Source organism: Oceaniradius stylonematis, from assembly GCF_965223445.1.
GTDB lineage: Bacteria > Pseudomonadota > Alphaproteobacteria > Rhizobiales > Rhizobiaceae > Roseitalea > Roseitalea stylonematis.
Map to the genome: position 1 here is coordinate 1063627 of NZ_OZ244994.1, position 25230 is coordinate 1088856.

Sequence of the window (25230 nt, forward strand, 5' to 3'; positions counted from 1 at the left end):
GGTTACTCCGGCGCGGGCACGTCGGCCAAAAGCCTATCGCGGTCGAGCGAAAACCCGCTGTCGATCCAGCGCTTCTCGAGGGTCCGCAGGGCGTCGCCAAGCGCCGGCCCGCTGTCAAATCCCAGCGCCATCAGGTCGCGGCCGCTCAATGGAAAGGACGGTCGCGTCCATGAACCGGCATGATCGAGAAGGCGCACAAGGGATTGCGCGCCAACGTCGTCAGTGCCCAAAGCGGCGATGTCGAGCCGCATCCGGTCGGTGATCGCCTGCGCATTACCTTCATAAAGAAGCCGTTCGAAACCGCTGACCGGCGTGTCGGGCGCCACGCCATGCGCCTGGCTGACGGCGACCAACCGGTCGCGCACGCGGCTCCCCAGCTTCCAGCGCTCCGCAAGTCCCTGCACGACCTCCTTGCGCAGCGGGATCAGCACCATCAGCCGCAGCACCGCGTCCGCTGGCCAGCCAAGGGCCTGTTCCGCCGCCATCAGCCCGTGGATGCCGTCAATGCCCCACTTTTCGCTTTTCGGCAGCACCAGAGACAGGACACCGGCCTGCCGCATCCACAACAGCGCACGCGACGGGTCGGGCGCCGCAAGAAGCTTGCGCATTTCCGTCCATATCCGTTCGGCCGATAGCCCGGCCACGCCCTCTTTGAGCCGCGCGCACGCCTTCAGCCCGTCCGCGTCGGGCCGGCCATGGCCATACCATGCAAAGAAGCGGAAAAACCGCAGGATGCGCAGATAATCCTCGCGGATGCGCTGCTCGGGATCGCCGATGAACCGCACCAGCCGCCCCTCGATGTCAGCACGTCCGCCGACGGGGTCACGAAGCGTGCCATCGGCATCGGCATAAAGCGCGTTGATCGTGAAGTCGCGCCGCTCGGCATCGTGCTGCCAGCTGCGCCCGAACCGAACCACCGCCCGCCGCCCGTCGGTCTCGGTATCCTCGCGCAGCGTCGTGATCTCATAGCCGTGCCCGTCGATGACCGCCGTCACCGTGCCGTGCTCCATGCCCGTGTCGACCGCCTTGACGCCGGCCGCCTGAAGCCGCCGCATCGTCTCGCCCGGCTCGCTTGTGGTGGCGATGTCGATGTCCGTCACCGGCTGTCCCAGAAGCGTGTTGCGGATTGCGCCGCCGACGATGCGCGCCTCCTCGCCATCGGCGCCAAGCAGCGCCAAAAGCCGCTGCAGGCCGGCATCGTTCAGCCAGGAGGCCTCCAGTCGTCCCGCGCTCAAGCGTAGAGCCCTTCATAAACCGTGCGGATGATGCCCGCCGTCACGCCCCAGATGCGATATTCGCCATAGGGCATTTCGAGGAAATAGCGGCGCTTGCCGTTCCAGACGACGCTGCCTTTCCGGTGATTGTCGCGGTTCATCAGAAACGCCATCGGCACCTCGAAAACGCTTTCAACCTCGTCCGGGTTCGGCCGCACCGGCGGGTCGCCCTCGATCACCGCCAGCACCGGGTGGATGCGAAAGCCCGATCCGCTCAGATAGACCGGCAGCCGTCCAACCGTCCGCACCGCGTCCTGCGGAATGCCGGTCTCTTCTTCGCATTCGCGCAGCGCCGCCGCCTCCGGCGTCAAGTCGTCAGGATCGATCCGTCCGCCGGGCAGCGCGATCTGCCCCGAATGGGTGCGCAGCGCCTCGGTGCGCTTGGTCAGCACCATGTGGGCGCCGTCGCCGCGCTCGATCACGCTGACCAGAACGGCGGCATCCTTGCGCGCCATCGCGCGGATGGCATCGGTCGCATCGGGATTGTAGCGGAAATCGCCGGCTTCGGGACCGGACCCGTCGCCGCGGCGGACGGCCCGGTCGGAAAAGTCGGCGACGCCGAACGGTGCGGAACGCATGTCCACCGTCACGATGCCGCCTCGGCCAGCGCCGCCTCGAGATCGGCGCTCTTCATGACCGGGAACGCCTGCCCGCCCGAATGGACAACGAACATCGGCGTGCCGTCGATTGCCTCATGCGCGCCGAGCGCGATCAGATCGTACATCACCGCGCGTGTCACCAGCGCCTCAAGCCGGCCGCGCACATGCACATAGGGCTTGACGCCCATTGTCTCCGGCTCGATCTCAAAGCGAAGCGGATGGTCTTCACCCGCCTCGACGACATCGCCCACATGGGTGCGGAACGTTAGCACCTGCGCGCCGTCGCGCGCGCCCACATGCATCTCGACGGCCAGAAACGGCGCATCGGCAACGCGGATGCCGACCTTTTCGACCGGCGTGACCAGGTATGTCTTGCCGTCCTCGTCCTTGCGCAACACGCTCGAAAACAGCTTGACCAGCGCCGGGCGGCCGATCGGCGTGCCCATATAGAACCAGGTGCCGTCGGCGGCGATCTCCATATCCAGATTGCCGCAAAAGGGCGGGTTCCACTGCTCGACCGGCGGCGTGCCGCGCCCCTCGCCGGCACGCGCGACCAGCGCTTCGAGCCCTTTGAGGTCCGCCGGTGCCGCCGCCTTTGATTCGCCGTTTTCCGCCATTCACCTTCCCGGAGCCTGTTCGCGGCCAAATGCTGTGAAGTCACGAAATAGTCACCCCCGGCGCACTTGTCAGCACCCGGCCTTGATTTACCTTCGGTCGGGCAACCCTGTGCGAAGCGCGTGCCACGGGTCGATGGGAGATTGAGATGAGCGTTCATGCCACCACCGAGACCGTCGATGAGGCCGCTATCGTCGCCCAGGCGGAAACCGCGCTCGGCGATATCGCCAACATCAAAAGCGAGATCGGCAACGTCATCTTCGGTCAGGAAGACGTCATCCAGAACGCGATCGTTGCCATCCTGTCGGGCGGCCACGCGCTGCTGGTCGGCGTGCCCGGCCTTGCCAAGACCAAGCTGGTCGACACGCTTGGCACGGTTCTGGGGCTCGACAGCGGCCGCATCCAGTTCACGCCCGACCTGATGCCTGCCGACATCCTCGGCTCCGAAGTGCTCGAGGAAGGCGAGGGCGGCAAGCGCCACTTCCGCTTCGTCAAGGGGCCGATCTTCACCCAGCTCCTGATGGCCGACGAGATCAACCGCGCCAGCCCGCGCACCCAGTCGGCGCTGTTGCAGGCCATGCAGGAATACCACGTGACCGTCGCCGGCCAGCATTACGATCTGCCCGCCCCGTTCCACGTTCTGGCGACGCAGAACCCGCTCGAGCAGGAGGGCACCTATCCCCTGCCCGAGGCACAGCTTGACCGGTTCCTAATGCAGATCGACATCACCTATCCCGAAGTGGAGGCCGAGCGCCGCATCCTGATCGACACGACCGGCATCGACGCGGCGGTGGCAAATCCGGTGGTCACCGCGCAACGCCTGCAGGAGTTGCAGACGCTGGTGCGCCGCATGCCGGTGCCCGAAAGCGTGGTCGAAGCGATCCTCAGGCTGGTCCGCTCGGCGCGTCCGGGCACCGGAACCGACGCCACCGACCGCCACGTGGCATGGGGCCCCGGACCGCGCGCCAGCCAGTCGCTGATGCTGTGTGCCCGCGCCCGCGCGCTTTACGAAGGCCGGTTTGCGCCGTCCGTCGACGATGTGCGCGCCCTTGCCGAGCCGATCCTCCAGCACCGCATGGCGCTGACCTTTGCCGCCCGCGCCGAGGGCATGAGCGTCGGCACGGTGATCGCCGGTCTCGTGGACGCACTGGAGTAGCCGGCCCCGCATGGCGACCATCGGACAAAGAAGCGAACGGGCCAGCCAGGCGCACACCCTGCAAAGGGCCCGCCACCGCGCCTCGCTGGTGCCCGATCTTCTGGTCGATGCCCGCCGCATCGCCAACACGGTGATGGCCGGCTGGCACGGACGCCGCCGGCGCGGCATCGGTGAGACCTTCTGGCAGTACCGGCCCTATCAGGCAGGCGAGACGCTGGCCCGCATCGACTGGCGCCGTTCGGCCCGCGACGACCAAACCTATGTCCGCGATCTGGAATGGGAAGCGGCGCACACGGTCTGGATCTGGGTCGACCTGTCACCCTCCATGCTGTTCCAGTCGCGCGGTGCGCGCACATCGAAAGAAGAACGCGCGCTGATCGTCGCCATCGCCATGGCGGACCTCCTATCCCATGCCGGCGAACGCGTCGGCTATCCGGGACTGTTGCGGCCGCGGGCCTCGCGCAACGGCGCCGAGCGGCTCGCCACCGCGCTGATGGGCGATCTTGGCCATCCCAACGATGACTGGCCGCCGCTGACCATGGTGCGCCGCTTTTCCGAGATGCTCATCGTCAGCGACTTCCTGCGCCCGGTCGAAGAGTGCGAAGCCTTTCTCAACGACGTGGCCCAGCACGGACCGCGCCCGCATCTGGTCGAGGTGGCCGACCCGGCCGAAGAGGATTTTCCCTACAAGGGCCGCACCGAGTTCCTCGATCCGGAGACCGGCGAACGTATCACCTCCGGCCGCGCCCAGGACTGGCAGTCCGACTATACCGAATTGCGCGCCGCGCGCCGCGATGCGCTGCGCCAGCGCGCCCATGCGCTCGGCGGCAGTTTCACCGTCAGCCGCACCGACCGGCTGGCCTCGGAGACGCTGGTGCGCCTGCACGGCCTGATGACCGGCAATCCCGAAGAAGTCGCCGCGACCGACGCACCAGGTGATTCGCCATGATCGGTGCGATCGGCTTCACCTTTCCCGCTGTGCTCGCCGCATTGGCGCTGCTGCCGCTGATCTGGTGGCTGCTGCGGCTGATCCCGCCGCGCCCGCAGACCGAACTGTTCCCGCCTCTCAGGATCCTTGCGCGCCTCGTCAAGAAAGAGGAGACGCCGGCCAAGAGCCCCTGGTGGCTGACGGCGCTGCGCCTTGGTTTGACCGCGCTCGTCATCCTCGCGCTCGCCCGACCGATCCTGAACCCGCAGAGCGAACTGGCTTCGGGCGACGGCCCGTTGCTGATCCTCATCGACAATGACTGGTCCGCGGCCCCCGACTGGGACGATCGGGTCCGGACGGCGCAGGCGCTCATCGCCCAGGCCGGCGATCAGGGCCGCCCGGTGGCCTTGGCCCCGACGGTGGCCGGACCGGCAGCGACCGTTCAGCTCACCGACGCGGGCGCCGCCGCCGACATGCTGGGCGCGATCCAGCCGATTGCCGGACGCGCCGAGCGCGACGCGACATTGGCGCGGCTGCTGGCCGCCACAGAGACCGCCGACGCGCCGCCGGTCCTCGCCATGATCGACACCGGGCTCGCCGAACCGGACGGCGAAGCGCTGAACGACCGGCTCGCCGGTGCCGGCCTGAGTGGCCTGTTGCGCTTTACCGCCACCGACCGGGACCTCGTTGCGATCACCGCCGCCGACAACCGCACCGATGGTTTCGCCTTGAGCCTTGCGCGCACGCCGGCAGCCGCCGAAACCGCGAGCGTTGCACTCTACGACAGCCGCGAGCGGCTTCTGGGCCGGGGCGAAACCACGTTCGAGGCCGGCGCCGCCGAAACCATTATCACCTTCGACATCCCGTTCGAGCTGCGCAACGACATCGCCACGGCGCGGATCGACGACGCGCCCCATGCCGGCGCGGCGTTCCTTCTGGACGAGAACAATCGCCGCCGCCGCGTCGCGCTTCTGACCGGTCTTGCCGGCGACGAGGCGCAGCCGCTGCTGTCGCCGCTTTTCTACATTTCGCGGGCACTCGCCCCGTTTGCCGACCTGATCGAGCCGCGCACCGGCGATCTGAGCGTCGACGTTCCCGAGATGATCGACCAGGGCCCGGCGATGATCGTCATGGCCGATATCGGCGTTCTGCCTGCGGCGGCCGCCGACCGGATCGATGAATGGCTGGCCGCCGGCGGAACGCTCGTTCGCTTCGCCGGGCCGCGCCTTGCCGCCTCGGCCCAAGACGATCCCTACCTGCCCGTGACGCTCCGCGCCGGCGAGCGCGCCCTTGGCGGAGCCCTCTCGTGGAGCGAGCCGCAGGCGGTCGCCGCCTTTGCCGCCGAAAGCCCGTTCGCCGGGCTCGAAGCGCCGCGCGATGTGACCGTGACACGCCAGATCCTTGCCCAGCCCGATGCCGACCTCGCCGACCGCACATGGGCGAGCCTCGCCGACGGCACGCCGCTTGTCACCGGCGTCCGGCGCGGCGAGGGTGCGATCGTCCTGTTCCATGTCACCGCCGAGGCGACCTGGTCGAACCTGCCGATCAGCGGCACCTTCGTCGACATGCTCCGGCGGATCACCGATTTCGCGCGCAACACTGAACCGGGTCAGGCGCCGGTGACCGCTGCGGCCGAGAGCACGGCCGCCCTGCCCCCGCTGCGCATCCTGCGCGCCGACGGCACGCTCGCCATTCCGCCCGCCCATGTCCGCCCGCTCGACGCCGAAGCCGACGCCCGGCCCGGTTTCGAGAACCCCGCGGGCCTTTACGGCACGCCTGAGGGTTTCGTTGCACGCAACGTGCTTGCCCGCGACGAGACGCTGACGGCGTTTGCACCCGCGCCACCCGGCCTGGACGTGGCCGAGCAATCGCTGGTCGCCGAGGACGAGGCCGATTTGAGCGGCTGGCTGTTCCTCGCCGCCTTCGTCCTGCTGATCGCCGACACGCTCGCGGTCCTGTGGATCAATGGCCGCCTGTCGTTCGGCACCGCGCCGCGCCGGCGCGCGCCGGCAAGCGCCGCCATCGCGCTTGCCGCCGGCCTCGTCGTCATATTCGGCGCCGGCACGTCGCGGGCCGACGACACGCGGCCCGGCGACGATCTGATTCTCGATGCGCTGGAGACGACCCGCATCGCCTATGTGCTGACAGGCGACCGGACCGTCGACGAGACGACCCGCGCCGGCATTGACGGGCTGACCCGCTTTCTGGCCTCGCGCACGGCATTCGAGCCCGGCGCGCCGGTCGGCCTCGATATCGAGGCGGACGAACTGGCCTTCTATCCGCTGATCTATTTTCCGATGAGCGCGCAAGGCGACATGCCGTCCGAAACCGCCGTGGCGCGGCTCGACGCCTACATGCAGAACGGCGGCACCATCCTGTTCGACACGCGCGACCAGCTCACCGGATCATTCACCGACGGCGCGACACCCGAAACAGAACGGCTGCGCGACATTCTCGGCGGCCTCAACGTGCCGCCGCTCGAGCCCGTCCCGCCCGACCATGTGCTGACCAAGGCGTTCTACATCCTCGAAAATTTCCCCGGCCGCTATGCCGGCTCGCCGCTCTGGGTCGAGGCGTCTGCGCTCGACGACGGACGCGCCGACCGCCCCGTGCGCAGCGGCGACGGCGTCACGCCGATCATGATCACCGGCAACGATCTGGCCGCCGCATGGGCGCTCGACGATGCCGGCCGGCCGCTGCACGCCATCGCCACGGGCGATCCGCTGCAGCGCATCTATGCGTTCCGGTCGGGGGTCAACATCATGATGTACATGCTGACCGGCAATTACAAAGCCGATCAGGTGCACATTCCCGCCCTTCTCGAAAGGCTGGGGCAGTAGATGGAAACCAACACGCTTTCGCTGACCTTCGAGCCGTTCCTCGCCTGGCCGCTGATCGCCGTGGCGGCGCTGCTGGCGGCGGCGCTTTGCGCGACGATCATCGTCATGGGCCTGCGCGGCGCGTGGCTGCGGACGCTCGCCGCCGCCTGCCTTGTCCTCGCGCTCGCCAATCCCGTGATCCTCAACGAGGAGCGCGCCGCGCTGCCGACGACGGTCGCCATGGTGCTCGACACCTCGCAAAGCCAGCGGCTCGGCGAGCGGCTCGACCAGACAGATGCGGCAGCAAGCGAGCTCGAACGGGCATTCGAACGGTTCGGCCAGTTCGATCTGCGCATCGTCGAGACCGGCGCGGCGGCGACGGGAACGGCCACCGAAACCCGCCTGTTCGACGCGCTGCGTTCGGCCCTGCGCGACGTGCCGCCCGCGCAGGTCGGCGGTGCCGTGATGATCACGGACGGCCAGATCCACGATCTTCCCGAGACGCTCGCCGAACTGGGGTTCGATGCGCCGGTTCACGGGCTGATCACTGGGCGCGACGATGAGTTCGACCGCAAGATCGAACTGGTCGAAGCGCCGCGCTTTGCCATCGTCGGCACGCCGGTCGAGATGAGCTACCGCGTCACCGATCAGGGCGCGATGCCGGCCGCCGGCCAGGTGGTCAATGTCGAACTTTTCCTCAACGGCGAACTGCATGCGACGGCGCAGGCGGTGCCCGGACAGGTCTATCCGATCGACATCGAGCTGGACCGGGGCGGCGCCAACATCGTCGAATTGCGCGTCGCCGAACTGGACGGCGAACTGACCGGCAACAACAACCGCGCCATCATGCGCATGGAGGGCATTCGCGAGAACCTGCGCGTGCTTCTGGTTTCGGGCGAACCCCATTCGGGCGAACGCACCTGGCGCAATCTCTTGAAGTCCGACGCCTCGGTCGATCTGGTCCACTTCACCATTCTGCGCCCGCCCGAAAGCAGGACGGCACGCCGATCAACGAGCTGTCGCTGATCGCCTTTCCGACGCGCGAGCTGTTCGTCGAAAGGATCGACGATTTCGACCTGATCATTTTCGACCGCTACCAGAACCGCAACGTGCTGCCGACGCTCTACTACGATTTCATCGCCCAATATGTGCGTGGCGGCGGCGCGCTGCTCGTTGCCTCGGGCCCCGAATATGCGGGCCCGAACTCGGTCGCCCGCACGCCGCTCGTCAGCGCGCTGCCCGCCGCGCCGACCGGCGGTGTCGTCCAGGCGGGGTTCTATCCGAGGCTGACCGACGACGGCGCGCGCCACCCTGTGACCCGCGATCTGGAAGGCGCCGGCAGCGAGCCGCCGCAATGGGGCCGTTGGTTCCGCAATGTCGGCGTCACCGACATCGAGGGTACCACGGTGATGCAGGCCGGCGGCGACGCGCCGCTTCTGGTGCTCAACACCTATGAGGAAGGCCGCGTCGGGCTGATGCTGTCGGACCATGGCTGGCTGTGGGCGCGCGGCTTCGAGGGTGGCGGCCCCCATGTCGGCCTTTACCGGCGCCTCGCCCACTGGCTGATGAAGGAACCCGAACTGGAAGAGGAGGCGCTGACGGCGACCTCCGAGGGCGACCGCCTCTCCATCCGCCGCCAGACCATGGCCGAGACCGCCGGGCCGGTGACCGTGACCACGCCATCGGGCGATGTGCTGACGCTCGATCTGGTCGAGCGCGCACCGGGCCTGTTTGAAGCGGAACTGCAGACCGACGAGATCGGCCTTTTCAACCTGGAAGATGGCGACCTGACTGCGCTGGCCCATGTCGGCCGCACCGATGCGCCCGAGTTCCGCGACATGATCTCGACCGTCGAACCGCTGGCCGAAGCCGTGCGCGAATCGGGCGGAACTGTCCGGCGCCTTGGCAACGATATCGACGTGCCGTCCATCCTGCCCGTGCGCTCGACCGCCGATGCCAGCGGCCGCGACTTCATGGGGTTCAGGACCTCGGCGGAAACCGAACTGCGCGGCGTCGGCCGTCAGGCGCTGTTCGGCGGGTTTCTCGGGCTCGGGCTGATGATCCTCGTCATCGCCTCGATGTGGTACCGCGAAGGCCGGTAGGTTCCAGTTCGCCCTACTCGGCCGCCACCGGCAACGCGTCGCGGCCGGCAAAGGCGCGGATTTCGGCAATCACGCGGTCCTGATCGGCTTCGCTCAGATAAGGGTGCATCGGCAGGCACAGGATCGTCGCGGGCTTGGCCTCGGTGACCGGCAGCCCGCCCGGCGCAACCGGAAAACGGTCATAGGCGGCCTGCTGATGCAGCGGCTTGACGTAATAGACGACCGAGGGGATCTGCTTGTCGGCCAGATGCGCCTTAAGCGCATCGCGCTCGCTGCTCTCGATGGCATATTGCGCCCAGGCCGAGCGCATGCCGTCGGGATTGCGCGCGGTCTTCACCACATCCTTCAGCCCATCATGATAGCGCTGCGCCACGCGCTGGCGCGCTTCCATCTCGTCTTCGAGAATGTCCAGTTTGAGGTTCAGGATCGCCGCCTGGATCGTGTCCAGCCGCGAGGTCAGGCCGATCCGCACATTGTCGTACTGGTTTTCGCCCTTGCCGTGGAAGGCGACCGACCGCATCACCTCGGCCAGATCGTCATCGTCGGTCATCACCGCGCCGCCATCGCCGTAACAGCCCAGCGGCTTGGCCGGATAAAAGCTGGTGGTCGCCACATCGCCGAAGGCGCCGCAGAACGCGCCATCCTTCTTGGCGCCCGCCGCCTGGGCGGCATCGGAAATCACCTTGAGCCCGTGCGCCCGCGCAACCGGCATGATCGCGTCATAATCGGCCACCATGCCGAACAAATCGACCGGAATGACCGCGCGCGGCGTCAGCCGGCCTTCGGCCTCGATCATCGCGATCGCGCTTTCCAGCGACCGAACATCCATCAGGTAGGTTTCCGGATCGATGTCGACGAAGACAGGCTCGGCGCCCAGAAGCGCTACCACTTCGGCGGTCGACGCGAAGGTGAAGGAGGGCACGAACACCGCGTCGCCGGGACCCACACCCCACGCCATCAGCGGGATCTGCAGCGCGTCCGTGCCACTGGCGCAGCCGATCACATGCTTGACGCCCAGATAGTCGGCGAACCGTTTTTCGAACTCGGCGACCTGCGGCCCAAGAATGTAGGCGCCGCCATGCACCGCCGTGCTGACGGCCTCGTCCAGCGCCGAGCCCAAACGTGTGCGCTGCGCTGCCAAATCGATAAACTGCATCCGAACCCCATGCCCCCGGGACAATTGTTGTTGTGAACGCGCCCCGTTCAGCCCTAGCCTGACCTATCGCCACCGCCCATTGAAATAAAGTATACGTCCGGTCACACATGCGCCCGGCCTGTAACCGGCGGTGATCGCTTGGTTTTCCGGGCTCACGGCGCCGTCGAGAGGATGCGGACCACGTCGAGCCCCTGCATGCCTGACGAGAGCGGCGTCGCGCCGGTGCGCACGCAATCGAGGAAATGGACCAACTCGTCGGTCAGCGCCATGCCGGGCTCGACGGCGACAGGCTGCGCCTCGCCCTTGTCCTGCTGCCAGCGCCCATCGTCGCCGCGCCGCACCGTGTGGGGCACCAGATGCAGCTTGTCGGGCCAGTCGGCCAGATCGTCCCAGACCAGCGTACCGGTTTCCCCCGTCGCCGCAAAGCGCCGCTCGCCATAGGCGGAATGGCGCGAAACGAAGATGTGCGCCGTCGGTCCGCCGGCGAAATCGAGGTGCACATGGGCCATGTCCGTCTGACCGCCGGTGACCGACACGGGCCGCACATCGACCGACCGCGGCGCCCCCTCGGCCAGGCTGAGCACCAGCGACAGGTCGTGCGGCGCGAGATCCCACAGCGCGTCGAACCGGTCATAGAATTTGCCGAAGCCGAGCCGGTGGCTCTGAATGTGCCGGACCTTGCCGATCCGGCCGGCTTCGATTGCCCCGACCAGCGCACGGAACGCGTTGTGATAGCGCAGGACATGACCGACCATCAGCACCCGGCCGCAATCGCGCGCGGCGGCGACCATCTTCTCGGCATCGGCGACGGTCAGCGCGATCGGCTTTTCGACCAGCACATGCTTGCCCGCCTCCAGCGCCGCACAGGCAAGCGCGGCATTTTCTTCGGCCGGCAGCGCCAGAACCAGCGCTTTCACCGCCCTGTCGGCGACGAGCGCCTCGACCGGAGCCGCATGCGCGCCGTGCTCTTGGGCAAGCGCTGCCGCGCGCTCCGGATGCCGGTCGGCGACGGCGGCGAGCGCGCCCAGCCCGGCCAGCGTTCGCACATGGTTTCGGCCCCATTGGCCGCAGCCGATGACGGCGACGGATGGTTGGTCTGACACGAGTGGCGGAACTCCTGATCGCGAAACTGGCGCGGTGGTAGCGGCGCCGGTGCGCCGGCGCAAGCCGCATGATCTGCGAACCTGCGCGCAAGACGTCGGGCGGGGCCGGCGCCTCCGGTCGCCGATTGCGCCCCGTGACCGCCTTTGCGGCAAGCGATTGTGCGCCCCCCGAACGGCACCGGAAACCGGCACAAAAACCCAGGGCCTGCTCGCTTGACAGCGCAAAGGCCCGGCCCTTATATCCGCCACGCTTCAGATGGGCACAAGCGCCCCTTTGGCGGAGTAGCTCAGTCGGTTAGAGCAGTGGAATCATAATCCATGTGTCGGGGGTTCGAGTCCCTCCTCCGCTACCACATATCTTTGATTTTATTGATAAATTTCCAGAAGCGGCAATACTACCCACAATCTACCCCAAGCCGAACGAGGTTCAGGCGGGCACAAGATTGGCAATGCGCGCGGCGGGCCAGTTGTAACCGGACGTGCTGAACGCGCGACGCGACGACACCTTTATCAACAGGTCTTCGGCCCCGTACGGCCCCTCCAAGGTAAGTTCCTTGAAGCGTTTGGAGTACTTCCAGAACCCGCCTCCGTAGTTTTCTTCGCCGCCTTCTGAATACCACGTTGTTTCTTCGACGTAGGATTGGTGCCCTGCGAGACGGCCTAGCCAAAACGCCTTGTCTTTGGGGTCGTACATCCACATGCCGTTCTTGCCGTTGAAACCGTGAACCCACCGTTCGAAGGTGCGAGGCGAGTAACGCTCGATAAACCAGCCGCCGTGTCGTGGCACGCCTTCATCCCAAACGTTCGACTTGAGGAAGGGTATCCAGATTTGAGCGATGCCCGCACTCGCATACGACGAAGCTCGCCGCTCGATCTCGTCGAGACCTATCGACGTGTGTTGCAGTTCGAACGCGATTTGAAGCCCCTTCGGCGACCACGCCATAACGTCGGCGCGGCGGTCGCCCGGCAAGGTGTTGACGATGAATTCAACTTCCGCCCGTAGCCCGCGCACCTTTAACGCGTTCGACACAAGAATCTTTGCTTCCATATGGGCGCGTGTCTCGCCTGTCGCCCATGTGCAGTCTGTCGGCGGCTTGTGCGCGAAGTGGTGAACGATCTTCCGGCCCTTCTTAAGCACGACCTCGCCACGGCACTTCGGACAATTATAGGTTGGCCCGCGTTCGGCAGAAAATGCGTCGATTCGGCCCCCATTAAGTTCGGCAACAAGCATTGCCTAGGACGACCACTTTCCAAAATCCGCTTTTACCGCCGTTGGAACGCTCTTAGGACTGAGTTCGCCAACCAGCGATTTGAACTTGGTGCGACACTTCTCATAGTTTTTCAGCCGGGCCGCAATCGTTCCTGTCCCCTTTGTGAGTTGGAACATTATCTGGATTTCTGCCGGAGAAAACGAACGGACCATTTGCCTGTATGATGGCATCGCTGCGTGAGAAACCCCGTACTGATTCCCAATGCCGCATGTGATCACGGCTTCGACAAATACGGCCTGCGCAGTGTTTGGAACGGAGTTCTTTTCGGAAAGTGCAGCAAGGCGTTCGGCGAAAGGGGGTTCGTTATAGAAGTTGTCGAAACCGTTGTGGACAGTCAGCAGTTTCTGGCAAGCCTTGGTTATCGCGCCATGCACTTCGGCTTCGCCAAGCAGGCCAAGCAAACCGATTTTTTCAAAGAACAAGCTGGATGCGGATGCCCGCTTGTCTTCGCCTTTTGCTTTGTAATCTTGGTGCTGATCGATGAGCGCTGAACGAGCCTTTGGACTGAAGCTCTTCGCTAGTTTTTCACATATCGTAAGCGCGTTGTTTCTGGCTTCTTCGCCTGCTGCCGGGTCACAATAAATGCCATGGAGCATCGGAAAAATAAGCTCACGTTGTGCGTCAAATGTTTCTTCAATTCTACGAAGCCATTCGTCGCGTTGATCCTTCGTAAATCTACCCGCCTTCAGTGCCGTAATGAGCTTGCGTACATCTACTCCTTTGGGGTTTTTCTGGCTGACTAACGCGTGCTTTCGACAGCGATTTACAAAATTTATGAATTCATATTCATCTATCGCACCGTCGGCAGGATGAGCAGCGGAGAAATTGTTTCGGGTCGCTCGACATTGATCCAAGAAGAAGAAATCATCATCTCCGATCAAATTTAACTTGAGACATAGATCTAGAAGTTCGGAATCTTTCAGATCGACGAGCGTTGATTCATCGAAGTTAGACTTATCAAGGACTTGCGGAATAATTTCTATTCCGAAGTGTCGAACTTTATTGCGAAGTTCCAGAACTGCGGCGTTCCAGACATAATTGATCCCGGCATCAAATAGGCCGCACGAAACTGCCACGCACATTTTGACAAGGCGCTCATCACGTCGTTCTGGCGGGATGCTTGTAAGTAGGCGGGGCAATTGGTCCCAAGCGTGCCTAATCTGGTCATCGCTTGGCAAGATATCCCGTGGCAGCCCAAGGGCATCCGTCACCTTCACAATCATCGATTCAGACGAAGCCAGAACGTCCGGCATCGAAACCTTTTTGACTGCGACAGCAGTAGATTTAGCGGAACTACTCATTCAAAATTTCTCCGACATGCGCGAAAATCACAAATCATTATCCCAGTGGCGTCATGACGCCTCATAACTCGTCTCTATCAGCGCAGATACCTTCTCGATATCCTTCTTCGACTTAAGGGTGATTTCCAAGTCGCCCGTACCGAAATGGCCGATCTGGCGAACGTCGCGCATCATAGCCGGGTCAAGCTCAACGGCGTCGGGATCGAGATTCAGGTAGACGCGCACAACACGTTTTTGGTTGTAGATTTGGACGGACGCGAAATTTCTGTTCCGGCGAAAAGCCATATAGTGTTTCTGCGGGTGGACCGTCACGTCGTCGCCCAGCGCCCGAAGCTTTCCGGCAAGTTCGTCGTAGATCGCGCGCAAATCCTTTGGTGCTGCGTCGATCTTATCCTTCACGGTGACGACTGGTTTCCCAGCTTTTGCCTTCCCACCGCCCCCACGGCTTGGCACAGCCTCTTCCAGTTCTTCAGCCAGTTTCGGCAATACAAGAAGCCTGTGTATCAGCCCTTCAACGGTGTCGAGTATGACGGCGATTTGTTCTTTCGTTGGTGCCCAGCCACGATGGGCTGCGGCGTTCCCTGCATCGACCACAGGGTTCAGGATATCCCGTTCGTGCTGTGACAGCATACCGCCGTCCTGCAAGGCTTGTAGCCCCTTTGGGAAGTTGCCCTTGTCGCCGACAGTCAGAACAATCAGACGGTCAATCAGCGTCCGCGAACCGAAGGTTGCGAGGTAATTGGAGCCAGTCTGCAAAGAGTTGTAGATTTCGTCGGAAATTGCCCGAAGCGTTGGGTCCGGCAAGTCTTCGAACCAAGTTGGTGGATTGCGGTAGGTGACAGGCGGATAAATGACCTCATCCCACTTGCCTTCGCTGTCCGGTTCACCGGTATTCGGGTTGTCGAAGTACTCAACATCTTCCGAGAACAACGTCATCTTAACGAGTTCAAGATTCTCGCATCCGCAGCACTCAATGATTAGCATACGGTGCTTGTACCAGTAGGCAGCGTCGCCATCGTGTTTGTTGTATTCGCCACGAATGAAGTGCTTGGTCTTTTGCTTGCAAGCATTGCAGAAAAACCGTTCGATCCGATCTTCCGTCATTCGTCACCCAGCCAATCGTCGTCTACGTCTTCGTCTTCCTCGAAATCGTTCACCGGCACGCTGTCATAAAGGCTCATTGCGTAGTCGCGCTTCTTAAGATCGCCCAAATTTGAACAAATCCCAAGAACTGTACCCCTAATGACTAGACGACCATCTTCACGCGATAAGTCCTTCACATGCACAAGGCTACCTTGGTTCCTTGTGCCCACGAGCCAGCAGTTTTTCGCGGAACTTGACGTAGCTTCCCACCTGTCAAATACGAAACGAACCTCGACTTCATTTGCCCGACGGACTCCTTCGCAAATTTGCCCGCGACCTCGCCCGCTTTTCTTGTTCGTAGTTGGAGAAAACGTGTGGGCACCTTGAACGAATATAAAATCACCCACCGCGAGTGCGATTCCCAAAACGCCTTTGTCGAGAAAATCAGATACGTTGACTATCGGTATTCGTTTGACCACTTCATTGAAAACGCCCGCGACATAAAAATAGCGCTCTAAAATTGTCGCGCCTTCGTACATATAAAACAGTCGGTCACTTTCGACAGGAACGGGCAGACCGTCCAGCGAGGCTACACCTGCCGCCACCGCATTTCCAAAGTACTTGATCTTCGAGAAATTGAGTTTCAGCGCTCGCGCGATCTCAAAAACGCGTAGCTCATTGATGTAATTCCAACTGCTGTAGTCGAGGCGCATTGCTGCGTATATAGATTCGGCGTCGCGCTTCTTGACTTCAGTTTCCCACTCCGCCTTCAAACCGCGTAGCGTAGTTGGGTCTAAATTCTGTGACAACGTGCCCTTGGTGTGTGCCTTGTCATGATGTTGAAGGCACAGCACCGCCAAGTTTTCCAACTCATGGCTTCGACTATGTGCCCATTCGTCTATGTGGTGGACGATAATCGACTGCTTAGGGTCTCTGCACACGCAACACTGAAAGCGATTGTCAAACAGCACCTTCATGAGATTATCGGTTGGAATAGGGGGACGCTGTTCCTTGAAAAGCGCATTGATGAAGCTTTCACCCAACCCGATGGCCTTCAGTTCGGTCTCGGTGGCCAACTTCAACTTGTTGAGCGTCCAACCATCTTGTGCGAGCTTTGCCGCGCCGTCGGAGTCCAATCCCCGTGCCATCAGCGCTTTTTGCGTTGCTCGCATCAGACGCCACCTCCCACATCCACAAACAAGCTCTCAAGCTCGACCATGACGTTTTGGATCGACGCTTCGGTGAGGCGTAGCTTTGCGATCTTGGGACGCCATTCGTCGTCGGCTTCGATGTAGGAAAGGATTGCTTCCGGGGTTGGGCGTTTGCCCTCGTGGTCTAATGCCAGCATGGCGTAGTCGATGGTTGCGAGCGCTTCCCACACGTCGTTCCTGATGTATTTGAAGCGGTCACGCACCCATGCGGCGGCGGGGGCGAACTGGTAGCGTTCAATCCATTCGTCCATTTCTGCGGCGGCATCGCCCAGCGCGTTGCCTTCGCCATATTTGCCGGTCGCGCGCTTGATCCAGTTCTTGTCCGTGGCGATTTTGATGCCACCGGAATAGCGCATTTTTGGATTGTATGGGCCTGCGGCCTTGCGGAGATAATCCTTGTCGAGCGCGCTTTCGCCCATCTGGCGACGCGCGAAGAAGACTGCCTTCTGTAGACGGAAGTTACCTATCGGTTGGCCATTGTCTTCGTGGAAGGCTTTGACGATGGCTCCGACAAGAACGGCTTCCTTGAACGGTGTATCGATTTCAGTCTTTTGTTTGGCCCCTAGCTGGATAACGGTTTCTTTCGATTTCACAGGAACCGCTTCAGGCTTGTTTGCTTGCCGCTCGAAAATCTCGTGCAGCATGGCGGGGATAAGGGCCTCAAGCGCCTCCCTTCGACTGCGATCTGAAAGCACGTTTAATCGCGCCGATATCGCCGCTAGCCGCTGCTGATATCCCAGTGGCGGCAGAAGCAGTTCTTGATTTAGCAAATGCTTTTGGTTGATGCGTTGCCGCCTACTGCCAAGTCCTAGACTTCCGTGTGCGAGGTCTGACCACACTTTCGGCGACGAAAAGTACGCTGCCAGGAATTCCGCAGTCGCCTTGGCCGGATCAATTTTGAAGGCGGGGAATTCGTTGGAAACATATGATCCGTCGAGTTCATCGGGAACAACTGTGTATGCGCCTTCGAATGCAAAGAGACGGCTATAGATGAACTGACCTGCTGTTACTTTGTAGAGTGTCTTCGCGCTGGTTTGCGCACCGTCTATCGGTGGTTTCTTAAAGGCACCCTTGGCGTAGCTGTAGATGCCCAGATTCGGATACTGCTTGTCTGGCTCGACCATGTGCGGCTCTGCCGCCTCGGTTATTACGTCAGCAAAATGCGTCTCCGACCATCCTGCTTTTCTTTTTCCTTCATTGCTCAGATCAGGTCTGTGGGCGAGATTGATGAGAAGCTGTCGCGCCTCGCTTTCCAATTCGCGTTCGAGACCAAGGGCGTCCTGCGTTTGGCGCTGAGCCTCATCCAATCGACGAGCAATCGCTCTTTGTTCGTTCAGTGTAGGAAGCGGAATTTCGAAGCTTAGGAAGCGTCCTTCTTTTAAACGGACGCGATTGGTTGAACCAACGCTTGCTTGTCGACAGACCGATACGAAGGTCTCCGTTTTTGAAAACCATTCGAGGAAGCGTGGATCAAGCAGGTCTTCCCTAACTGTGAAGCAGGGGAAGTCGTTGCTCACCACTGCACCTTCAAGGCCAGTGGGCACTAGCCCGAATGCGCCGTGCCGCGCATCGATCTTCGATATTAGAAAATCGTTCGCACCAACTGCGACTTGACTTTCAGCGGCGATTTCCGATCCATCGCATGTGCCTCGCAGCGTGAGGCCCTTTCCCCACAGTCGTACGGTGATCTGTTTGTAGGGCTTGCCGGGTTCTATTCGAACCCTGTCGCGCTTTTGCCGTAGAACCTCGCCTAGTTGAACAGTTCGCCACGCCACTATGCGATCTCCGACAGAGTGCGCTTGATGTCGCTCATGATGGCAAGAACGCGCTGTTCTTTGGCTTCAATGCTCTCGACGATTTCGAGCGGCGTGCGATGATCGACTACACCGCCTGCGTTCGGGTTTTTCAGATCAAGATTGCAAGCAATAATCCGACCTGCATCGTCGGTTTCAATCAGGTCGGGACCATGCACTTTCCACGCCTGTTCGTTCTCTTTGCGAATGTTCCACCAATCGAGACAGGGTTTGAGTTCGTCGAAGGTCAGCGGCGCGGTTTTGGAATACTTCTTCCGTCCTTCCGGCTTGGGTTGTTCGTAGAACCAAATGTCGTGGGTTGCCTTGGTCGTGTCGAAGAAGATGATGTTTGTGGGAATATCCGTGTAGGGCGCGAAGACGCCTTCAGGCAGACGCAGGACAGTGTGCAGATTGAATTCCTTCAACAGGTCCGCCTTGATACGCGCCGCAATGCCATCGCCAAAAAGGACACCGTGCGGCACGACGACAGCAGCGCGACCTTTTCCGCCCCGCTTCACCCGCCGCATAATGAGTTGCAGGAAAAGCAGCGCCGTTTCCGCCGTGCGCCGGTCTTCGGGGAAGTTGTTCAGGATGCCGGTTTCTTCCTCCCCGCCGAAGGGTGGATTTGACAGAATAACGTCTACGCGGTCGGCCTCGCCAATCTCCGACAGGCGAACCTTCAGTGAATTGTCCGGCGTGGTCTTCGGGGCCTCCAAACCATGTAGCAGAAGGTTCATTTGCACCAGAAGGAAGGGAAGCGGCTTCGCTTCCCCGCCGAAGATGCTCGACGATTGGAGGATTTCGCGCTTTTCGACCGTATCGGCCTGTTTGGCCATGTGCGCATAGGCTTCGGTCAAAAAGCCGCCCGTGCCGCAGGCAGGATCAAGAACCGCTTCGCCAAGCTGTGGGTCCGTAACCTCGACCATGAAACGCACAATGGAACGCGGCGTGTAGAACTCGCCGGAATCGCCTGCGGCGTCGCGCATTTCGCGCAGCAAGGTTTCATATAGCCGACCGAGGATGTGGATTTCATCTGAGGAATCGAAGTGAATGCCGTCAATAAGATTGATGACATCGCGCAGCAGATAGCCGCTTTCCATACGGTTCGACAGACCCCGGAATACGGTCGCGATCACGTCCTTGCGCCCGCGCGTGCCATTGTTCCCGCGAAGGTTTCGCAGATAGGCGAACAAGCCCGGCCCTTTGGTTCCGTCCGGGCGTTCGGCCACGTCCAACGTCAAGAAGTCGATCAGGTCGGGGCCGGTGATTCCGCCTTCCTCAGCAGCCCAATCGCGCCAACGGTATGGTGCTTCGATAGCGCCCCTATACGCCTTGCCCGCAATCTCCGCGCGTTCTTCCTCAATATGCTCCATGTCGTCCAAGAACTTCAGGAACATAATCCACGTGAGCATGGGCAGGCGGTCTAGATCGCCGCTCAATCCCTTGTCCTTGCGCATGATCTTGCGCGCCGACTTGATAATGCTGTCAAGGCGTTGGGCGGTTGTCTGTGGCTGCTTTTTCTTCGGTTGCCGGGCCAAGGGTATTTCTCTTTCTTATGCGCCGTAGAGGCGTTTTTGCAGTTCGTTGACGGCTTCGCGCATGGCCTTGCCGCCGCCGAAGCGGGCGGCGATTTCCACGACGTTTCCCCAATCGTTGAATGGGGGGATTTCGAGCACGTCCGGCATTTTGAATTGTGCGGTTCCGTGCTCTGCATACTTTTCAATGAGCGCGTCGAGCACTTCGCGGGCCTTCTCGCCGTGCTGATCGAAGAACGCCGATTCTTCACGCTTCAGACGTTCGGCGCGTTCACGGCGCGTGCGAAGTGGTGCGTTGTAGGCCAGATGGCAAAGCAGGTCGAACGGATCGGCATCGGGCTTGCCCACAGCCTCACCAAGCGTTTGCGTGTCGATGCCCTTGTCTTCAAGCTGCTCGATGATGTCGGCACGGCGTGCAGGGTCGAGCCAGTCTTTTCGAAGCTCGGAAGCGTTCGGATAGAGCGTCCGCACCTTTTCGCCGGTGTAGTCAGTCAGTTGGCGGACGGCGAGTTGTTTGCCCTCGGAATCGAGTTCGTAGACCAGTTGGCGGATAATTTCGACGCTGCCACCGTCATAGTAGAATTTTCGTGGCAAGCCAGGTTCCGTGTCATCGGGTAGGCCACCGTTAGCATCGTCTATTTCGGTCGTGTCGATGTCGCCGGGGGTATCGGTTTCTTCGGTGATTTCAGTTTCGTCTACAACATCGCCGTCTTCGTCGATGACCTGTTCACGCTCTCTGACCGGATCGCCGTCAAAGGCCGGATCGGCGAATTTTTCGGTGGCGGTACCGGTGTAATCAATGATGTTGAAAGCCAGCTTGCCGTAATCGGGCCGCAGCCGTGTTCCGCGCCCTATGATCTGCTTGAATTCCGGCATTGAGCCGACGACACGCGCCAGCACCACGTTCTTGCATGTCGGTGCATCGACACCGGTTGTCAGCAGTTGTGACGTTGTGAGGATGACCGGCGTTGCCTTGTCGATATCCTGAAACTTGGCGCGGTGTGCGGAGCCAATGTCGCCTTCGTCGGAAGTCACGCGGCACACATAGTCGGGGTGCTGCTTCACAAGATCGGCGTTAAGGCGCGCAAGCGCATTACGCATCTCAAGCGCATGCTCTTGGTTCACACAAAAGACGATGGTCTTAGCGAAACGGTCTGTTTGTTTGAGGAAGCTTGTCAGGTGCGTTGCAAAAGCCTCGGTTCGCGCGCGTAAAGCAACGACGCGTTCGAAATCGCGGGTTCCGTACTGCACATCAGGAATTTCGCGCCCGTAGCGGTCGAGTTCGCCTTGAGACGGACGCCAACCCGCAGCATCGAAATCAGAAATTACACGGTGAACGCGGTACGGTGCCAAGAAGCCGTCGGCGATGCCTTGGGCAAGGCTGTATTCGTAGACTGGATCGCCAAAGTAATCGTAGGTGTCCGCATTGTCTTCCCGCTTTGGCGTAGCGGTCATGCCGATCTGGTAGGCGGGTTCAAACCATTCCAGAATTTCACGCCAATTGCTATCGTCACGGGCGCTGCCCCGGTGGCATTCATCCACAATGATGAGGTCGAAGAAATCCTTCGCATACTCCTTGAATAAGCCGTCGCGGGATTCATCGCCCGCAATGGCTTGGTAGATTGCGAAATAGATGTCTCGCCCCTTGCTGATTTCCCCGCCGCTGATTTTGAAGCGGGCATCACCAAAGGCGCTAAAATCCTTGTCTTTGGGATCGTCTACCAGAACGTTCCGGTCAGCCAAGAACAGGATTTTCGGTTTCCGGTTCTTGCCTTTTGGGTTCCAGCCACCGTTCCACAGCTTCCAGCAAATCTGGAATGCAACAGCGGTTTTTCCCGCGCCGGTGCAAAGCGTGAGCAGAACGCGCTTGCGCTGCTGAAGGATCGATTGCACCGCGCGATTGACCGCGATTTCCTGATAGTACCGAAGCGGCTTATCCTTGTCGGGAAAGGTCGGCGAAAGCAAGTGCTGTTTGATATCGTCGTCAAGCTTTTCGGATTGTGAAAGGCGCTGCCAAAGTTCTTCTGGTGAAGGGAACGAGGTCAGGTCGCGCTCAATGCCGGTGGTATAGTCTATCTCGACGATTTCCCGGCCATTGGTTGCGTAGGCGAACTTCAGACCAAGGATTTCCGCGTAATCCTTTGCTTGTTGCAGGCCGTCGGCAGCATGTTTGTATTTGGATTTCGCTTCGACAACCGCAATAGGAAAGTCTGACCGATAGCGCAGGATGAAGTCGGCTCGTTTTTGCCGCCCTCGGCGCGCCTTACCGCCAACGAACACGATGCGTCCGTCCGTGAAAGACCGTTGCTCGTTGATGGCGTAGGGTGGGTTATCCCATCCAGCTTCAACAAGTTTCGGTATCACCTCTTTCCGGCATGTGTCGGCCTCGGTCTCCAAACACGCTCCCCCAAAATACTTTCACCAACAAGTTTCGAATCATTTCTTAGACGCAACTATCGCTTCGGCCTGTATGACACAGAGTTCAAGTTCTTCTCTGGTCATTCCTGAAGCGGCATTTGAAAATCTATCAATCAATGCAGCTTTTTCCGGTTCTTTTTCAAGCTTGTCGATCACGCCAAGCAGCCAGTTTGGCGTTGTCCCGAGCGCTTCCGATATGGTCTTCAAAGTGGCCAAGTCCGGTTCCCGTCGTCCCGACGCATATTGTGCGTAGCGTCGCTCTTCCAATCCCACACGCCGCGCAGCTTCGGCGTTTGATATTCCGAGTTGCTTCGCGCGTTCCTGTAGCCGTTTAGCGAATATCTCCATGGGAACATTCTGTTCCCTATAGACACACTTCTGGCCACGTACGATATGTAGTGATATAAGAACATAATGTAGTCAATGTTCGCGTGGTGCGGGATATGTCGGAAGCGGGTGTATCCGCCATAATTTGGTTGGTTTGTTTGTCGCCGATTTGGGGAACACTGCTCTGGTCGGTCTGGCAGGGTTCCGTTCGGCCCCGACTCATCCCGCGTTGTGAAATCGTTGCGAAGGTTGACGAGGTTTACGCGCAGCACGGCGAGCGGGCGTTTGATATCGCCTGCATGGAAGAGCATCGCGCGTGGTACGACAACGACATCTTTGAGCAGGGCCGGTGGGCGCGGATACGCTCTGAGATAGTGCGGCGGGAACGTGCGCTGGGTTTCACTTTTTCTCGGGTTCGCTGACCGTAGCGGCTTCGGTGAGCGCGCGCTGTTGTGTCCGCAGCTTGGCCTCCCACTCGGCATCCGTGCCGTGATCTTTGACCACCATGACGCGGCGCTGGTCTACGAGTGTGTTGTTGGTCACGGTGACTTCTGCCAGTGGAACCTTGGCCGTAACGGCAGCAATGATTTGCAGGTAGGATTTTGGGTCGGTACGTCGCAACGCCTCAATGGCATCCAACCCATACACATCGAAATCATCCGCCAAGCTCGAAAGGAATGCTTCGGATAGCTTGCTGCGCGCGCCTTTCGGTCTGCCTGCCGGGTTACCGCTCTGACCCTTTTTGAACGGCTTGCCCACAGCGCTGTTTTCCGCTGTATCATCAGCGGGTGAAGGCGCTTTTGGTTTCCGCGTCGTCAAAGTTACGCCCCTTTCTCTACGTTGCGGTGGTTCTTAGCCTCTAAGTCCTTCGTCGGCGGCATTAGACGCCATAAGCGATTGAAATTAATGTCAAATACAGAACTTTTCTAATGGTCTAAGGGTATTGCGTGTATTGCCCGGTTGGCATTTGGGCTGGCTTGATGTTTCTGGCGTTAGAAATATTAGAACATTATATTTTTGCAATTCCATGCACTTAGGCGATTATCGACCCTTTGAAACCTTAGATTTCCTCCCCCGGCGGCGTGCCCGCCATGATGCCCTTGAGGGCTTGCTTTGCCCTTCGGTCTTCGCCAACGCGTCGTTTGAATTCGCCGCCGAACACGTCACTTTCTTCCGCCAGCATAAAAAATTCGGCGTTGCTATTTGTAATTTTCGCTAATTGCTCATTCGGCACACGTGCGATTTCCCCACAGGCCATCAATTCCCTGACGGCTTGGCGGATTGCGCTCGTTGCTCCGTTTCGGGCTTGTTTGAATGCCACAACGTTCGTTAGGCGCTTGGAAATATAGGACCACGGGATAACCTGCTTTCCGTGCACGTCAGCGTCCGCGATCTTGTAACGCTGCATTTCAGACCACGGGCGTTCGATCCATTCGCGGATAACACGTCGCACATGCTCTTGTTGTGCCTTGTCCGACTTCGATTGGTCGCCAACTTCGCCCGCTTCATAGCGACGCAAGAGGCGTTGGACGCTATCGTGTTCGATCATTGCGGCCCAACGGGCTTGGTCGAAGTTCACAACAGGGTTAAGCGGGTCAACAGCGACGGCGGCAATTGCGGCAAGCTTCATTGCCTTGAGGTGCGCGCGGTTCCAAAGCTGGCGGTGCACTTCGCCGCTACCTCGGATTTGACTATCGCAATAATCGTTGAAGCCGCGAAGTTCCCATTCCGCGTCTTCAGTCATATTGACCATTGTGGGCACACCGCCTTGGTTGATCCGGTGCGCAAGTTCGCAATGCTCGGTCAGCTTTCCCACTAAGGCTTCTGGCGGCTGTTTTAGCCGATGCTCATTCAGGTATGGGCGGTCGCCGGGGTAATCTATGATAGTCCAGCGCGGCATGAAGCCATCGGCGATTTGCGTTTCGTCCAGCAAGGCGAAGACCGTTTCAGGCACGCTTTCGGCCACGATGCTAAGTGCCGGGGATGCGATGGGCGCAATGTCTTTTTCCCGTTCGCTGTATTTGATGCCGCCAAGCGTCTCGCCTGCGCCGCTCTTGCTGTAGGACATGAGAAGAAGTTTCTTCATGTTCTGGACATGTTGCGGCGCTTTTGGGCTGTTCATCTGCGAAAAGCTGATCCCGGCTTCGCCGTTCACGAATAGCGTGCTGGTACACTTCGCTAGGTGCTTGTGCATGGCCTGCCCGGACGCCATGTCGCTGAACGACACGAATTCCTTTGCAGCGGGAAAGACTTCCGGTGCTCCCGGCCTCATGTTGCCGCCGTGAACGACCGCCTGCATTAACTTCGATAGACTGGAAGCGATAGCGTCCTTGCCGGTGCCGGTCAGCGCGAGAAACAGCAACCACACGTTCAACCCTGTGCCAGATACGTTGAACGCCCGGCCATAGATGCCCGCTGAAAGCGCAATCGCTGCCACCATGGCGGCTTCATGTGTCGGGCGCGGGGCTTGCCGGTAGACGTAATCGGCAATGTCTTCTAGCAAGCCAAGTGTGCCGGGCGATGGGGTTAGAAGCGGACT

18 protein-coding genes, 1 tRNA gene and 1 pseudogene are annotated in these 25230 nt (G+C 60.8%); 5 read left to right on the forward strand and 15 right to left on the reverse strand.

Translation table 11 applies throughout. The features are described 5' to 3' along the window. Positions 1-2 precede the first annotated feature (2 nt). Genes ACOQOU_RS05320 through ACOQOU_RS05330 form a run of 3 tightly spaced genes read right to left on the reverse strand, consistent with a single transcriptional unit; the run spans position 3 to position 2490 of the window. Entirely contained in the window at positions 3-1235 is a 1233-nt protein-coding gene (locus tag ACOQOU_RS05320) for a CCA tRNA nucleotidyltransferase (protein WP_306026566.1), read from the reverse strand. Further along, positions 1232-1852, reverse strand: coding sequence for a CoA pyrophosphatase (locus tag ACOQOU_RS05325; RefSeq protein ID WP_306026565.1), 621 nt, complete (start codon positions 1850-1852; stop codon positions 1232-1234). Before ACOQOU_RS05325 ends, ACOQOU_RS05320 begins: the two co-directional genes overlap by 4 nt. 8 nt (positions 1853-1860) lie before the next feature. Continuing rightward, the gene (locus tag ACOQOU_RS05330; protein ID WP_306026564.1) at positions 1861-2490 is read right to left on the reverse strand and encodes a DUF1285 domain-containing protein; all 630 of its coding nucleotides are present in this window, start codon (positions 2488-2490) and stop codon (positions 1861-1863) included. Between the two features lie 146 nt (positions 2491-2636). Between ACOQOU_RS05330 and ACOQOU_RS05335 the strand changes: the two genes are divergently transcribed. From ACOQOU_RS05335 to ACOQOU_RS05350, 4 genes and pseudogenes are all read left to right on the forward strand, one after another. After that, on the forward strand, positions 2637-3644 hold the full coding sequence (locus tag ACOQOU_RS05335; RefSeq protein ID WP_306026563.1) for an AAA family ATPase: 1008 nt from the start codon (positions 2637-2639) through the stop codon (positions 3642-3644). Between the two features lie 10 nt (positions 3645-3654). Continuing rightward, on the forward strand, positions 3655-4593 hold the full coding sequence (locus tag ACOQOU_RS05340) for a DUF58 domain-containing protein (RefSeq protein ID WP_109768262.1): 939 nt from the start codon (positions 3655-3657) through the stop codon (positions 4591-4593). After that, positions 4590-7412, forward strand: coding sequence for a DUF4159 domain-containing protein (locus tag ACOQOU_RS05345; protein WP_420578848.1), 2823 nt, complete (start codon positions 4590-4592; stop codon positions 7410-7412). Before ACOQOU_RS05340 ends, ACOQOU_RS05345 begins: the two co-directional genes overlap by 4 nt. Further along, positions 7413-9493, forward strand: a pseudogene (locus ACOQOU_RS05350) (hypothetical protein). Positions 9494-9506: 13 nt separating this feature from the next. Here the strand turns inward: ACOQOU_RS05350 and ACOQOU_RS05355 are convergent. Continuing rightward, positions 9507-10649 carry a DegT/DnrJ/EryC1/StrS family aminotransferase gene (locus tag ACOQOU_RS05355; RefSeq protein WP_109768265.1) on the reverse strand — a complete coding sequence of 381 codons (1143 nt, stop codon included), beginning with the start codon at positions 10647-10649 and terminating at the stop codon, positions 9507-9509. 152 nt (positions 10650-10801) lie between these two features. After that, a complete protein-coding gene (locus ACOQOU_RS05360) occupies positions 10802-11752 on the reverse strand; it encodes a Gfo/Idh/MocA family protein (protein WP_306026542.1) in 951 nt (316 codons plus the stop codon). Positions 11753-12028: 276 nt separating this feature from the next. Between ACOQOU_RS05360 and ACOQOU_RS05365 the strand changes: the two genes are divergently transcribed. After that, positions 12029-12105 (forward strand) — tRNA-Met (locus tag ACOQOU_RS05365). 74 nt (positions 12106-12179) lie between these two features. Here the strand turns inward: ACOQOU_RS05365 and ACOQOU_RS05370 are convergent. The 10 genes from ACOQOU_RS05370 to ACOQOU_RS05415 all read right to left on the reverse strand — a co-directional run bounded on the left by ACOQOU_RS05370 (position 12180) and on the right by ACOQOU_RS05415 (position 25131). Then, entirely contained in the window at positions 12180-12983 is an 804-nt protein-coding gene (locus ACOQOU_RS05370; protein ID WP_306026541.1) for a competence protein CoiA, read from the reverse strand. A 3-nt stretch (positions 12984-12986) separates the two neighbouring features. Further along, the gene (locus ACOQOU_RS05375) at positions 12987-14324 is read right to left on the reverse strand and encodes a hypothetical protein (protein ID WP_306026540.1); all 1338 of its coding nucleotides are present in this window, start codon (positions 14322-14324) and stop codon (positions 12987-12989) included. 51 nt (positions 14325-14375) lie between these two features. Beyond that, positions 14376-15428, reverse strand: a complete 1053-nt coding sequence (locus tag ACOQOU_RS05380; protein ID WP_306026539.1) for a DUF5655 domain-containing protein — start codon at positions 15426-15428, stop codon at positions 14376-14378. Beyond that, the gene (locus ACOQOU_RS05385; RefSeq protein ID WP_306026538.1) at positions 15425-16579 is read right to left on the reverse strand and encodes an HNH endonuclease signature motif containing protein; all 1155 of its coding nucleotides are present in this window, start codon (positions 16577-16579) and stop codon (positions 15425-15427) included. The genes ACOQOU_RS05380 and ACOQOU_RS05385 overlap by 4 nt, the downstream gene beginning before the upstream one ends. Then, positions 16579-18393 carry a restriction endonuclease subunit S gene (locus tag ACOQOU_RS05390; protein ID WP_306026537.1) on the reverse strand — a complete coding sequence of 605 codons (1815 nt, stop codon included), beginning with the start codon at positions 18391-18393 and terminating at the stop codon, positions 16579-16581. Before ACOQOU_RS05390 ends, ACOQOU_RS05385 begins: the two co-directional genes overlap by 1 nt. Continuing rightward, positions 18393-19949, reverse strand: a complete 1557-nt coding sequence (locus tag ACOQOU_RS05395) for an HsdM family class I SAM-dependent methyltransferase (RefSeq protein WP_306026536.1) — start codon at positions 19947-19949, stop codon at positions 18393-18395. The genes ACOQOU_RS05390 and ACOQOU_RS05395 overlap by 1 nt, the downstream gene beginning before the upstream one ends. Positions 19950-19964: 15 nt before the next feature. Further along, positions 19965-22343: an EcoAI/FtnUII family type I restriction enzme subunit R gene (hsdR, locus tag ACOQOU_RS05400; RefSeq protein WP_306026535.1), complete on the reverse strand. Its 2379-nt coding sequence runs from the start codon at positions 22341-22343 to the stop codon at positions 19965-19967. 39 nt (positions 22344-22382) lie between these two features. Continuing rightward, positions 22383-22712, reverse strand: coding sequence for a helix-turn-helix domain-containing protein (locus ACOQOU_RS05405; protein ID WP_420578849.1), 330 nt, complete (start codon positions 22710-22712; stop codon positions 22383-22385). A gap of 378 nt (positions 22713-23090) precedes the next feature. After that, positions 23091-23450 carry a DUF5681 domain-containing protein gene (locus ACOQOU_RS05410; protein WP_306026533.1) on the reverse strand — a complete coding sequence of 120 codons (360 nt, stop codon included), beginning with the start codon at positions 23448-23450 and terminating at the stop codon, positions 23091-23093. A gap of 301 nt (positions 23451-23751) precedes the next feature. Next, on the reverse strand, positions 23752-25131 hold the full coding sequence (locus ACOQOU_RS05415; protein WP_306026532.1) for a hypothetical protein: 1380 nt from the start codon (positions 25129-25131) through the stop codon (positions 23752-23754). Positions 25132-25230 lie beyond the last annotated feature (99 nt).

What these genes read in the sequence shown, in the direction of transcription:
- ACOQOU_RS05415 (WP_306026532.1), bottom strand. Translation starts at nt 25,131, where the DNA reads ATGGTGGCAGCGATTGCGCTTTCAGCGGGCATCTATGGCCGGGCGTTC.
- ACOQOU_RS05405 (WP_420578849.1), bottom strand. Translation starts at nt 22,712, where the DNA reads ATGGAGATATTCGCTAAACGGCTACAGGAACGCGCGAAGCAACTCGGA.
- ACOQOU_RS05380 (WP_306026539.1), bottom strand. Translation starts at nt 15,428, where the DNA reads ATGACGGAAGATCGGATCGAACGGTTTTTCTGCAATGCTTGCAAGCAA.
- ACOQOU_RS05370 (WP_306026541.1), bottom strand. Translation starts at nt 12,983, where the DNA reads ATGCTTGTTGCCGAACTTAATGGGGGCCGAATCGACGCATTTTCTGCC.
- ACOQOU_RS05345 (WP_420578848.1), top strand. Translation starts at nt 4,590, where the DNA reads ATGATCGGTGCGATCGGCTTCACCTTTCCCGCTGTGCTCGCCGCATTG.
- ACOQOU_RS05325 (WP_306026565.1), bottom strand. Translation starts at nt 1,852, where the DNA reads ATGCGTTCCGCACCGTTCGGCGTCGCCGACTTTTCCGACCGGGCCGTC.
- ACOQOU_RS05330 (WP_306026564.1), bottom strand. Translation starts at nt 2,490, where the DNA reads ATGGCGGAAAACGGCGAATCAAAGGCGGCGGCACCGGCGGACCTCAAA.
- ACOQOU_RS05335 (WP_306026563.1), top strand. Translation starts at nt 2,637, where the DNA reads ATGAGCGTTCATGCCACCACCGAGACCGTCGATGAGGCCGCTATCGTC.
- ACOQOU_RS05385 (WP_306026538.1), bottom strand. Translation starts at nt 16,579, where the DNA reads ATGCGAGCAACGCAAAAAGCGCTGATGGCACGGGGATTGGACTCCGAC.
- ACOQOU_RS05340 (WP_109768262.1), top strand. Translation starts at nt 3,655, where the DNA reads ATGGCGACCATCGGACAAAGAAGCGAACGGGCCAGCCAGGCGCACACC.
- ACOQOU_RS05355 (WP_109768265.1), bottom strand. Translation starts at nt 10,649, where the DNA reads ATGCAGTTTATCGATTTGGCAGCGCAGCGCACACGTTTGGGCTCGGCG.
- ACOQOU_RS05375 (WP_306026540.1), bottom strand. Translation starts at nt 14,324, where the DNA reads ATGAGTAGTTCCGCTAAATCTACTGCTGTCGCAGTCAAAAAGGTTTCG.